Origin of the sequence: Actinoplanes sp. TBRC 11911, assembly GCF_012933445.1 — a bacterium.
Classification (GTDB): Bacteria; Actinomycetota; Actinomycetes; order Mycobacteriales; family Micromonosporaceae; genus Actinoplanes.
The window spans coordinates 57,889-69,514 of the sequence record NZ_JABBNC010000003.1 but is presented as its reverse complement, the minus strand read 5'-3'; the positions used below and the strand labels follow the sequence as shown (position 1 = coordinate 69,514).

Sequence of the window (11,626 nt, the reverse complement as noted above, 5' to 3'; positions counted from 1 at the left end):
CGGAGGACAGCGAGCATGACAGCGACCGCCGCAGTGACCGCCCCCGAGGTCACCGCCCCGACGCCATGTCTGATCATCGATGTCGCGACGGCCGTCGCGCAGTATCGCCGGATCGCCGGGGCCTTCGCCGGTGCCCACGTGCACTACGCGGTGAAGGCCAATCCGGAACCGGCGCTGCTGCGCGAGCTGGCCGGCGCCGGCTGCCTGTTCGACGTGGCGAGCCGCCCGGAGATCGACCTCTGCCGTGCGGCGGGGGCGGATCCCGCGCGCCTATCCTACGGTTCCACGATCAAAAAAGCCGAGGACATCGCTTATGCGTACGCCCGTGGGGTGCGCATGTTCGCGTTCGACAGCGCCGAAGAGCTGGACAAGATCGCCACGTACGCCCCCGGTTCCGAGGTTTTGTGCCGGCTGCTCGCGTCCAGCATGGGCGCACGGTGGCCGCTGAGCCGCAAGTTCGGGTGCGTGCCCGAGATGGCCGCCGATCTCATGCGCCGCGCGGCCGGGCTCGGGCTCGACCCGGCCGGGGTGTCGTTCCACGTCGGCTCGCAGCAGCTCGACCCGCGGCGCTGGGAGCCCAGCATCGCGACCGCGGCAGCGCTTTTCGACGAACTGCGCGCGGACGGGATCCGGCCGCGGATCCTCAACGCGGGCGGCGGCTTCCCGGTGGACTATCGCACGGCGGTGGCGCCGATCGAGGCGTACGCAAGCAGCATTGAAACGGCCGTGAGCAGGCACTTCGGTGAGGATCGCCCGGAGCTGATGATCGAGCCGGGGCGCTATGTGGCGGCGCCGGCCGGGGTGCTGCACACCGAGGTCGTGCTCGTGTCGCGCAAGTCCTACGGAGACGAACAGCGCTGGGTGTTCCTCGACGTCGGCCGGTTCGGCGGGCTGGCCGAGACCGAGGACGAGGCGATCCAGTACCGGCTGGTGACCGCGCGCGACGGCGGACCCGCCGGGCCGGTGATCCTGGCCGGGCCGACCTGCGACAGCGTCGACATCCTCTACCAGCACACGGCGTACGAACTGCCGCTGGATCTGCGCGCCGGCGACGTGGTGCGGATCGTCGGCACCGGGGCGTACACCGCGACCTACTCCTCGGTGGGTTTCAACGGGTTGCCGCCGCTCGCGGTGATCGCTCAGAGTTCGTAACGGCTGCCGACCGCGTTGGGCCGGTAGCTGTCCGGCAGCCCTTTTGCGAGTGCCTGGTGAGCGAGCCACGACGTGCAGTGCGCCGGGACCACAAAATCCGGTTGCTCGTACGCCAGGGCGGCCACCGTCGCCGGCACGACGTCACCGCCACGCAGGTGAAAACCGCCGAGCACGGCGTGCACGTGGTCGACGCCGGTGAGCCGCTTCGCGTACCGGACGATGTTGACGATCCCGGCGTGCCCGCAGCCGGTGAGCACGACCAGGCCCTTGTCGCGGATGTGCAGCACCACCGCCTGATCGTCGTGCACCAGCGGATCGGGTTGCCACCGGCCGTCCCGCAAGGCCTGATGCTCCGGCGGCATGCCCTTCTCGAACGGGGTGGTCCGGTCCACCTCGCCGGTGACCAGCAGCATCCCGTCCAGCAGGAAGGAGGGTTGCTCGTCCTCGACGATCGTGAAGCCGGCCCCCTCGATGGCCGCCCGGCTGGGCTGCGGCATCTCGAAGGTGCGGTCCGGCCCGACGATGCGGCGCTGCAGCCAGAAATCCGGGTGCAGCAGCATCGGCAGGTTGGTGCGGCCCAGCCGGCGGGTCAACCCGTGCAGGCCCATCACGTGATCGAAGTGCCCGTGGCTGAACACGAGCGCCTCGAACGAGTCCGGTGCGATGCCGAGCCGGTCGAGGTTGCCGACCATGCCGTCCGGGGTGACACCGGTGTCGAACAGCACCCGCCGGGTCCCGCTGCCGGTGACCACCTCGATCATCGCGGAGAAGCCGTGCTCGGCCCGGAGGAAGTCGAAGCTGTGCTTGTCGACCGCCAGCTCGGCCGGGATCACCGGCAGGGGCCCGGCGGTGCCGTCGATGCCCCAGCGGCGGACCAGGCCCTCCTCGTCGGAGAGCAACCAGTCCGCCGCGTTGTCCATCAGGATCGTGATATGCACGCCGTCGACCGGCGCGAGGCTGATCTGCTGCATGCCTCCGCATTACCGCAGACGGCCAGCGGCGTCCAGGCAAGACGATCCCCAAATCTCCGCATGGTGGACGTCCGTAGTCAGCCGGCGCCTCCCTCCGTCCTTTCCTCCCCTCCTTTCCTCCCTCCCTGCCTCATTCCTTTCCTCGCTCTGCCCGTCGTTTCCTCTTCGTTTCCTCCCGCGCGTCGTTTCCTCTTCGTTTCGTCCTCCGCCCGTCCTTTCCTCGCTCTTTCCTTCCGTGGTCTCTTTCCGCGGTCTCCTTCCTCCGGCCGTCCTTTCCTCCGTCATTCCTTCCCTTCACCCTTCCTTTCCTCCCTTCACTCTTTCGGTCCGCACATGGCCGCGCCGTGACCGAGGCTTCCCTCCCTTCACATTTCCCTCCCACCTCCGCCCGTCCTGCCTGCCTGCATCCGTCCGGTTTTCGTCCGTTTTCGAGTCTTTTGCTCCGTCCGTCCGTCCGTCCGTCCGTCCGTCCGTCCGTCCGTCCGTCCGTCGGTCGTCCGTCCGTCCCCGTCGCGGGCGCGCCGCCGGCGCTCGGCTGCGACCCCGACGTGGCTCCCGGAATACGACCTCGGCGTTTTAAGCCGAACGTCCGATGCCGTTTAAGCCGAACGGCATATTGTTCTATTCAGGCTTGATAAATCACCGGCCGACTGGCGATCACGAGACCTCGCGTGACACACTTTTCATTGTGCGACAGCTAAGTCTTTTCACCAGAGCAGAATTGGCGGTAATGCGCGACCGGACACTGTCGCGCAATTATTCTGCCGAGAGCGAGAAATTCCGTCGCGATCATGAGCGCCATCGCATCTGGGGTTTGCAACAGCGGCACGCCCGAAAGCTTCGCCGCATCCGCGATAGTTCCCGAGACCCAGGGCGTTCCGAGAACGACGAGCCGCGCCGCACAGGCCCAGCGCGACCGTCCACCCAGACCCGACCTCCCGACGCGGCCAGAGTCTCACGCGCGACGAACCTGGCAGAAGTTCTAAGCCCACGCCCCCAACCCCAAGCGTCGCAGCCCAACGGCAGGCCAGCCGAGCAGAAGCCTTTCGGGCAGACGTCCGCCGACTACAGGTCGGTCGAGCCCAAGTCGGTCGAACAGGCCGTCCCCGCCAACCGTGAGCTTCGTGCTGTCGAGGCCGAGCTGGTCGTGCCTAAGTCGGTCGAGGTCGAGGTGGTCGTGCCTAAGTCGGTCGAGGTCGAGGTGGCCGCGCCCAAGTTGGTCGAGGTCGAGGTGGCCGCGCCCAAGTCGGTCGAGGCTGAGGTGGCCGCGCCCAAGTCGGTCGAGGCTGAGGTGGCCGCGCCCAAGTCGGTCGAGGCTGAGGTGGCCGCGCCTAAGTCGGTCGAGGCTGAGGTGGCCGCGTCCGAGGTGGCCGTGCCCGAGGTGGCCGTGCCCGAGGCCGCGAGCGCACACCCCACACGCTGCCGCACCGCCGAGGTGCCCAACCGCCGCGCCACGATCAGGAGTCGGCCGCGAGCAGCGCACCAGCGGTGGCCGCGGCCAGCCCCCGTCTCTCGCCGCAGTCGCATGACAGCCAAGCCCACCGGTCGCGCCTCGCCGCGGGCCGGCGGCCGAACGGGGCGAGACGCCGCGCGGATCGCTCCGAAGTCGACCTGCCCGCCGCGTCGAGTATTGCGAGCAGCGATCTGGCTGGCTCGGCCGAGAGTCGGCGACTCGGCTATCGCAGTCGTCGCGTGGCCGGACCAGGGCACAACGATGAGGCCAGTCCAGAGCACGGCGGTGAGCCCGCCACGGTGGACGGGGACTGGGCCGGTCGCGTGGATACGGCTTCGAAGTCCCGCGCGCCTCCGGACAGGGCGTGAACTCGGTCATGATGCCGACCGCGCTGTGGTTTGCGGTGGGCTGCGCGGCGATCGCGCACATCGGTCGGGTCGTTTTCGATGAACGGCGTCGGTGACCTGCGGGTTGCCGCGATGGGCGCGAGTTCGGCTGGCATCCGTGCGACGGCGGTTTGCTCGGCGCGAACGGCATCAACAGCAGCCCGAGGAGCTGGATCAGAAGACGGGAGGCGCCAAGAGAGCACGGTCGCGCGCGACTCGCCGCGCGGCGTGGGCTCGCCGCCTACCGCGCGGCCGTGCGCGCGGTAGGCAGCTCAGCCTTGCGGAGTGTTACGGGACGATCGGGCGGAACGGCTGGGCGGGGGCCAGTTTCTCGGCCGGAGCGGGCGCCTGCACCGTGGCCGGGACCGCGGACGGCTTGGGCAGGCCGGACTTGCCGACCAGCGGCAACGACAGCGAGCTCCCCCGCAGGTCCAGCGTCACCGTGGCGCCGGTCGGGGTGGGCGAGGTGTAGTCGTTGTCGGTCTGCTGCAGGATCAGGCCCAGGGTGTGGCCGGCCTTGACGATCTGGTCGGTCGGCTGCATGGGGACGGTGATCGAGTACCAGCGGTCCGGCTTCAACGGGGTGGTGAACCGCAGCGACACGTGATGGGCCGCGTCCTGCCAGCCCCTCGTCAGGATCGCCTGGTTCGCGGTGACCACGTTCTCGGCGGTGTCGAAATAGCAGGCGTTGTCCGCTGCGGTGGACTCGCCCCAGCACGACTCGGTGGTCAGCTTGGTGATGCCCTCGCCGGACGCCTGGTAGTTGATCCGCGCCGCGCTGCCGTAGTCGACCAGCCGGGCGGTCAGCGACGTCGTCGGCTTGTCCACCTTGACGCGCAGCGTGGCGGACGGCGTGCCGGACAACCGCACGTCACCGGTCAGCGGCGCGGACAGGAACGCCTGCCGGCCCGCCACCGCCACGTTCGGCGTGGCCACCGCGGTGCGTTCGCGCAGCGTCGGGACGTCCAGCCAGGTGCGCGAGCCGCCGCCGGACGAGCCGCTGTCGGACGAGCCGCTGCCGGACGAGCCGCCCAGCGTGCCGGTCGTGCCGTCGCCGTCGCCGAGCGCCACCCGCACCGGGTGCGCGCCGGGCACCGGCCACGTGCGCTGGTTCTCCCACGTGCCGGGGGCGGTCTCGATGCTCGCGGCCGGCTCGCGGTCGATGCCGTTGTGCAGGCCCTGCAGGTAACGGTCGAACCAGCGGTGCAGCGTGTCCACCCACTCGTCACGGCGGATGTCGAACGGGTCGACGTGGCCCATCTGGGACAGCCAGATCTTCTTGGGCACCCGCAGGTCGTTCCACCACTGGCCGAACTGGGTCGTGGTCACGTTCGTGTCGTTGATGCCGTGCACGAGGAACACGCTGGCGTGCACCGATCGCGCCGACGGACGGTAGTTGCGCTGCGCCCAGTACGCGTTGTAGTCACCGGTCGCGTCGTCACTGCCGGTGTCCAGCTTGGCGAGCACGTCCGCGCACGCCTCGGCCGGCCGCCCGTTGACGTACCCGTGCAGGTACTCGGGATAGTCCTCGCTGCGCAGGATGCCGTTGTACCGCTGGTAGTCGTACCAGCTGGAGATCGCCGAGATGGGCACGATCGTCTCGAGGCCCTCGACCCCGGTCGCCGCCACGCCGTTGGCGACCGACCCGTCCCACGACTTGCCGATCATGCCGACCTTGCCGTTGGTCCAGCCGGTGGCGACCGCCGGCGACCCGTCCGCGTGGAACGCCTTGGCCCGGCCGTTCAGCCAGTCGATCACCGCCTTGGCGCTCTGCACCTCCTCGCGCCCGCCGACGTCCTCGCAGCCGGTGGACCGGCTGGTGCCGGCCAGGTCGGCGGCCACGAAGGCGTAGCCACGCGGCACGAAGTAGTTGTCGTAGAACAGGGGCTGCGACGCGATCACGCCGTTGGCGTCGTACGTCTTCTTCTCGTTCTCGTTGCCGCGTCCGCAGCACTTGTAGTAGGGCGAGCCTTCCATCACCACCGGCACGCGAACGTGTCCGGCGCGCGGCCGCACGATGTCGACGGCCACCCGGTCGCGGACGCCGTCGGCATCGTTGTCGAGGTTGGTCTGCACCCAGACGCTTTCGCGGACGGCATCCGCGTAGGAGTAGGCGGGCACGGTCTCCGTGCCACGGATGTGAGGGACATTTCCGGCATGGGCCGGCGTGGCGGTGAGGGCGAGGGTGGCCCCCAGTGCCGCGACGACGGCCAGGACAAGCCTTCGTGACATTGACGCATGTTAAGGCATCAATGTCTTGGTCTCATCCGGCAGATGACGGATCACGCCAGTGAGAAATCCGCCACTTGCGCGGGGGTCAGGCCGGTCGGCATCAGGCCCGCCGCTTCGAGCTCGGCGATCCCGGCCGTCACCCGCTGCTGGTCCAGATGGCCCACCGGCGTCGAGAACTGCTTCATCGCCGTGATCTCGCCCACCGCGGCGGGAATCGCGGCGGTCGGCTCCGCGGCGTGCAGGATCGCCGCGGCCTCGTCGGGATGGTCCAGTGTGTACCGCAAGCCCTTCAACGCCGCCCCGGTGAACCGGGAGACCAGGTCGCGATCCTTGGCGAGCAGATCCGAGCGGGTGACGATGACGTTGCCGTAGAGGTTCTTCAGGTAGTCGCTGTACGGCATCACGACCACCTCCTTCTTGGTGGCCGTCTCCAAGGCCTTCTTGCTCAGCAGGAACGTGCTGACCGCGTCCACCTGGCCCTTCGCCATCAGCCCGTTCAGCGCCGTGGTCTGCGTCCCCTGCATTTTCACCGTCGCCGGGTCGAGACCGGCCAGTTTGGCGTACCCGGGAAACAGCAGTTCGCTCACCGAGCCGCTGGCGGTGGCGATGGTTTTGCCCTTCAACGCCACCGGCGTAGTGATGCCGGTGTCCTTCGTCGTCATGATCGAAACCAGGGTCTGCTGGTGCACCGCGGCGACCGCCCGCCACTCGGTGAACTTGCCCTGCGCGGCGAGGATCTCGGCGCCGGAGAAGTCCATCGCGGCGAACTGTGCCTGGTTCGACTTGAGCGCCGTGAGGTTCGGGGTGTTGCCGGCGCCCTTCTGGATGTCGACCTCGATGCCCGCTTCTTTGAACCAGCCCTTTTCGCGCGCCACCCAGACGAACGAGTCCCGGCCGACCGCGCCGAACCCCGTCATGTAGGTGACGTGGTCGACCGGCGCCGACGACGACGAAGGGGCCGACGAGGAGCAGCCGCCGGCGACGACCACCACCGCCACCACGAGCACTCGAGACCAACGGGCCATGACGGCCGCCTTCCCCGTACGAAAGATTGACATCGAATTTCATCGATGCTAATCCCAGACGGGAGGTGTGCGAGTGTCGGATCACGAACCGTTACTGAGCCTGCGAAGCTTTCTCGACGAAGTGGACGCGCGAGGCGAGTTGCGCGAGGTGCGCGGCGCCCACTGGGACCTCGAGCTGGGCGCGATCGCCGAGCTGAGCTATCGCCTCGCGATGCCGCCCGCGCTGCTGTTCCGCGACATCACCGGCTATCCGTCCGGCCGGGTACTGACCGGCAGCACCGGTTCGCCCGGCCGCCTGGGCCTCACCCTGGGCCAGGGCGGCGACCACACCGGCGAGAGCCTGGTCCAGGCCCTTCGCGGCAAACCCACACAATGGGCCGCCGACGCGAAAAACTACCCGATCCTGCCGGTCACCGACGCGCCGCTGCTGGCGAACGAGATCACCGGCGACAAGATCAACCTGCTCGACTTCCCGGTGCCGCGCTGGCACGCCCACGACGGCGGCCGCTTCATCGGCACCGGCTGCCTCGTGGTCACCAGCGACCCGGAGACCGGCGTCCACAACGGCGGCTGCTATCGCATGGAGGTGCAGGACGGCGGGCGCGCGGTCACCATCGCCGCGGTCCCCGGCAAGCACGGCGCGCAGCACATCCAGGCCTGGTTCGATCGGCACGGCCGGGCGCCGGTCACCGTGTCCTTCGGACATCACCCGCTGTTGCTCGCGCTGGGCGGGACCGAGGTTCCGCTGGGCGTCTCCGAGCTTGCGTACGCCGGGAGCGTCGTCACCAACCGCATCCCGGTCGTCCTAGGCCCGGACACCGGGCTGCCCATCCCGGCCGGTAGCGAGCTGGCGATCGAGGGCTGGCTACGCCCCGGCCAGGTGCGCGAGGAGGGCCCGTTCGGCGAGTGGACCGGCTACTACTCGGGGGCGCGCCGCGAAGACCTGTGCATGGAGATCACCCGCCTCTACCACCGGGACGACCCGATCATGCTCGGCGCCCCGCCCGGACGTCCCCCGCACGACTACTCCTACATGCGTACGGTGATGAAGTCCGCCATGATCCACGATGAGCTGGTCGCCACCGGGGTGCCCGGCGTCGTCATGGCCTGGGCGCACGAGCCGGCCGGCGGCAGGCTGTTCGTGGCCGTGTCGATCGCCCAGCGCTACGCCGGCCATGCCCGCCAGGTCGGCCACCTGACCGCCCAGCTGCCCGCGGTCTCGTACATGAACCGCTACGTGGTGGTCGTCGACGACGACATCGACCCGGCCAACCTGGACGAGCTGATGTGGGCGATGGCGACCCGCACCGACCCGGCCGACGACATCGAGATCCTGCGCCGGCAACGCGGCAGCCGGCTCGATCCGATGCTGGCGCCGGGCGCGCCGCCGTTCACCAGCCGCGCGGTGATCGACGCGTGCCGCCCGTGGGAGCGGCTGTCGTCGTTTCCTAAGGTCGCGCAGAGCGATCCTGGTTACCTGAGCGAGGTGCGGGCACGATGGTTCGCGGACCCCGGTTCCACCACAGGGCCAGGCCGGCTCCGGTGAACGCCAGCAGCACGCCGCCCAGCACGAACCACGCGGTGACCTCGGCCTTCTCCTGGTGCAGACCGATGTTCTTGGGCAGGTCGCTGAGCACCCCGTTGAGCTGGTCCGAGTCCTGCGCCTTGAAGTACTTGGCGCCGGTCACGTCCGCGACCTTCGTCAGGGCTTCCTCGTCGATCTCCTGGACCCGGCCGGCGAACTGGCCGCCGCCGAACGAGGGACCGGACTGACCGCCGAAGTACGAGTCGCCGTTGAGCTGGTCGGCGGTGCAGACCATGGGCGCCGGGGTGGTTCCGCCGAACCCGATCGTGAAGACCCGGATGCGCCGCGCCGCCGCCTGCTCGGCCGCGGTCTCCGGGTCCACGCCGGTGGTGTTCGAGCCGTCGGTCAGCACCACGATGGTGTCCGGCTGATATTCGCCGGTCGTGTTCGGCGGGGGATCGGCCAGCTCCACCCCGGTCTTGGCGACCTCCGGGTTGGTCTCCGCGATCGCGTCGATCGAGGTCAGGATGGCCTGGCCGATCGCCGTGCCCCGGGCGGTCTTCAGTGTGTCGATCGCGTCGAGCAGCTTCTGCTTGTCGGTGGTCGCCGGTACCAGCAGTCCGGCGATGCCGGAGAAGGCGACCAGACCGATCTTGGTGCCGTCGTGCTGGCCGCGGATGAACTTGCGGGCCGCGTCGCTCGCCACCGCCAGCCGGTTCGGCGGTACGTCGGTCGTGCACATCGAACCGGACACGTCGACGGCCAGCAGGATCGACGTGTTGTTGGACGGCACCGAAACCGTCGCCTGCGGCCGGGCCGCCCCGGCCGCGAGCACCAGCAGGCCGGCCAGGAAGAGCCATGCCGGGATACGGCGCCGCCACGCCGTACGGCCGGGAAGTGCCGCCTTGATGAGCGCGACGCTGGAGACCGTGATCGCGGCCCGCTTGCGCCGCCGGTTGAGCAACCAGCGCGCGGCCAGCAGCAGCGGGACGACGAGGAGCGCGAGCAGTGCCCACGGCCAGCTGAGCGACATCAGACGATCCTTCCGTGCCAGCGGAGGCCGAGCAGCCCGCCCAGGGTCAGCAGCACCAGGGCGGCCGCGGCGAACGGCGCGGTGAGCTCGACCGGCTCCTTCTTCGTGGTCAGGCGCAGGTCGATGGACTTGGTCGACTGGGCCAGCGTGGCGGCGTCCCCGGCCTGGTGGTACGCGCCGCCGGTGGTCTGCGCGACCTGGGTGAGCAGCGACTCGTCCAGCGCGGTGCCAAGCTGGTAGCCGTCGACCTCGACGGTGGCGCCGCGCGCGGTGCCGACCCCGACGGTCTGGATGCGCACGCCGGCCGAGGCGGCCAGCTCGGCGGCGGCCTCGACGTCCGGGCCGCCGGTTTCCTGACCGTCCGAGAAGACCACGATGGTCGCCGACGGCCAGTAGCCGAGCGCGGGCGGCGGCGAACCGTCCTCGGGCAGCGTGACCTGCTTGCCGGTGATCGTGCCGAGCGCGACCAGGATGGCCTGCCCCAGCGAGGTGCCGCCGCCCGGACTGGCCCGCCGGATCGCGGCGATCGCGGACTCGTGGTCGTCGGTCGGTTCCTGGGTGAGCAGCGCCTGGTCGCCGAAGACCAGCACGCCGACGTCGACGGTGGACGGCTGATCCTTGACGAAGCCGGTCGCGGCGGCCTGGGCGGCGGCGAGCCGGCTGGGCGTGACGTCCTTCGCCTTCATGCTGTTGGAGGCGTCGAAGGCGAGCAGGACGGTGCCGGACACGTGCGGCACCGATAATCGGGCCTCCGGGCGGGCCAGGCCGGTCAGCAGGATCGGCAGGGCCGCCAGGAACAGGGCGTACGGAAGGTGGCGCCGGATCCCGCCGCCGGCCAGCGACGCGAACCCGGTGGCGCGTAACGCCGCGGTGCGCCGCCGCTGGATCAGCACGTAGCCGGTGATCGCGGCCGCGGTGACCAGCGCGGCGATCACGATGATCAGCGGGTCCCGGAAGCTCATCGGCGCCTCCGTCCGGACTGGCGGACCATGTCGACCAGCGCGGCGAGCAGATCCTGATCGGTGGCGATCCGGTGCGGGTCGACGCCGGCCCGGCGCATCGACTCGGCAAGCGCCTCCTCGCGGGCCCCGACCTCGGCGGTCAGCCGGCTGCGCAGCATCGGATCGCTGGTGTCGACCAGCAACTGCTCACCGGTCTCGGCGTCCTCGATCATGATCATGCCGAGGTCGGGCAGTTCGAGCTCGGCCGGATCGACCACCCGGATCACCACGACCTCGTGCCGGTGCGTGAGCCGGGCCAGCGGACGGTCCCAGCCGGGCTCGCCGATGAAGTCGGACATCACGAAGATGAGGCTGCGGCGGCGGGAAGTCGTGGTGGCGGCCAGTTGGAGCATGGCGGACAGATCGGTCGTCGATCGCCCGCGACGGTTCGACGCCGGCCTGGTGAGCTCGCGGGTGATCCGCAGGATCTGGTCGCGTCCCGTGCGCGGCGGAATCAGCTGGTGGGCGTCGTTGTCGTAGAGGATCGCGCCGACCCGGTTGCCGCCCTGCGAGACGAGCCGCCCCAGGCTGATCGCCAGCTCGGTCGCCACCGACTCCTTGCCGGCCTCGCGACCGAACCGCATCGACGCGGAACGGTCGATCACCAGCCAGGACGTCAGCTCACGGTCCTCGGTGTACTGCCGGACGTACGGTTCGTCGAGCCGGGCCGTGACGTTCCAGTCGATGTGGCGTACGTCGTCCTCGGCCGTGTAAAGACGCAGGTCGGTGAAGTCGATCCCGGTGCCGTGCCAGACCGTGCGGTAGGCGCCGTGCAGTCGCCCGTCGAGACGGCGGCCGAGCCGCCACTCCAGGCGTCGCAGCAGACGGTCGGGAGCGCTCGCCATGGG

The 11,626-nt window shown here is 69.9% G+C and carries 8 protein-coding genes; 2 read left to right on the top strand and 6 right to left on the bottom strand.

Features of this window, described 5'->3' with window-relative positions; genetic code table 11:
* Nucleotides 1-15 precede the first annotated feature (15 nt).
* The gene (locus tag HH310_RS06090) at nucleotides 16-1,152 is read left to right on the top strand and encodes a type III PLP-dependent enzyme (RefSeq protein WP_169174429.1); all 1,137 of its coding nucleotides are present in this window, start codon (nucleotides 16-18) and stop codon (nucleotides 1,150-1,152) included.
* Here HH310_RS06090 and HH310_RS06085 read toward each other — a convergent pair.
* From HH310_RS06085 to HH310_RS06075, 3 genes are all read right to left on the bottom strand, one after another.
* Nucleotides 1,140-2,123 (bottom strand): MBL fold metallo-hydrolase, encoded by a 984-nt coding sequence (locus tag HH310_RS06085; RefSeq protein ID WP_169174428.1) that lies wholly within the window; start codon nucleotides 2,121-2,123, stop codon nucleotides 1,140-1,142. The two genes, HH310_RS06090 and HH310_RS06085, sit on opposite strands and share 13 nt — an antisense overlap.
* A gap of 2,127 nt (nucleotides 2,124-4,250) precedes the next feature.
* Entirely contained in the window at nucleotides 4,251-6,194 is a 1,944-nt protein-coding gene (locus HH310_RS06080) for a Xaa-Pro dipeptidyl-peptidase (RefSeq protein ID WP_169174427.1), read from the bottom strand.
* Nucleotides 6,195-6,244: 50 nt separating this feature from the next.
* Nucleotides 6,245-7,219 (bottom strand): ABC transporter substrate-binding protein, encoded by a 975-nt coding sequence (locus HH310_RS06075; protein ID WP_169174426.1) that lies wholly within the window; start codon nucleotides 7,217-7,219, stop codon nucleotides 6,245-6,247.
* Between the two features lie 73 nt (nucleotides 7,220-7,292).
* On the opposite strand from HH310_RS06075, the gene HH310_RS06070 reads away from it, so the two are divergent.
* The gene (locus HH310_RS06070; protein ID WP_312033863.1) at nucleotides 7,293-8,765 is read left to right on the top strand and encodes a UbiD family decarboxylase; all 1,473 of its coding nucleotides are present in this window, start codon (nucleotides 7,293-7,295) and stop codon (nucleotides 8,763-8,765) included.
* Here the strand turns inward: HH310_RS06070 and HH310_RS06065 are convergent.
* Genes HH310_RS06065 through HH310_RS06055 form a run of 3 tightly spaced genes read right to left on the bottom strand, consistent with a single transcriptional unit; the run spans nucleotide 8,668 to nucleotide 11,623 of the window.
* The gene (locus HH310_RS06065) at nucleotides 8,668-9,777 is read right to left on the bottom strand and encodes a VWA domain-containing protein (RefSeq protein WP_169174424.1); all 1,110 of its coding nucleotides are present in this window, start codon (nucleotides 9,775-9,777) and stop codon (nucleotides 8,668-8,670) included. The two genes, HH310_RS06070 and HH310_RS06065, sit on opposite strands and share 98 nt — an antisense overlap.
* Nucleotides 9,777-10,739, bottom strand: coding sequence for a VWA domain-containing protein (locus HH310_RS06060; protein ID WP_169174423.1), 963 nt, complete (start codon nucleotides 10,737-10,739; stop codon nucleotides 9,777-9,779). Before HH310_RS06060 ends, HH310_RS06065 begins: the two co-directional genes overlap by 1 nt.
* On the bottom strand, nucleotides 10,736-11,623 hold the full coding sequence (locus HH310_RS06055) for a DUF58 domain-containing protein (protein WP_169174422.1): 888 nt from the start codon (nucleotides 11,621-11,623) through the stop codon (nucleotides 10,736-10,738). The genes HH310_RS06060 and HH310_RS06055 overlap by 4 nt, the downstream gene beginning before the upstream one ends.
* Nucleotides 11,624-11,626: the final 3 nt, after the last annotated feature.

Excerpts from the sequence above, each read along its gene's own strand:
- HH310_RS06055 (WP_169174422.1), bottom strand. The coding sequence starts at position 11,623 with ATGGCGAGCGCTCCCGACCGTCTGCTGCGACGCCTGGAGTGGCGGCTC.
- HH310_RS06075 (WP_169174426.1), bottom strand. The coding sequence starts at position 7,219 with ATGGCCCGTTGGTCTCGAGTGCTCGTGGTGGCGGTGGTGGTCGTCGCC.
- HH310_RS06065 (WP_169174424.1), bottom strand. The coding sequence starts at position 9,777 with ATGTCGCTCAGCTGGCCGTGGGCACTGCTCGCGCTCCTCGTCGTCCCG.
- HH310_RS06085 (WP_169174428.1), bottom strand. The coding sequence starts at position 2,123 with ATGCAGCAGATCAGCCTCGCGCCGGTCGACGGCGTGCATATCACGATC.
- HH310_RS06090 (WP_169174429.1), top strand. The coding sequence starts at position 16 with ATGACAGCGACCGCCGCAGTGACCGCCCCCGAGGTCACCGCCCCGACG.
- HH310_RS06080 (WP_169174427.1), bottom strand. The coding sequence starts at position 6,194 with ATGTCACGAAGGCTTGTCCTGGCCGTCGTCGCGGCACTGGGGGCCACC.
- HH310_RS06060 (WP_169174423.1), bottom strand. The coding sequence starts at position 10,739 with ATGAGCTTCCGGGACCCGCTGATCATCGTGATCGCCGCGCTGGTCACC.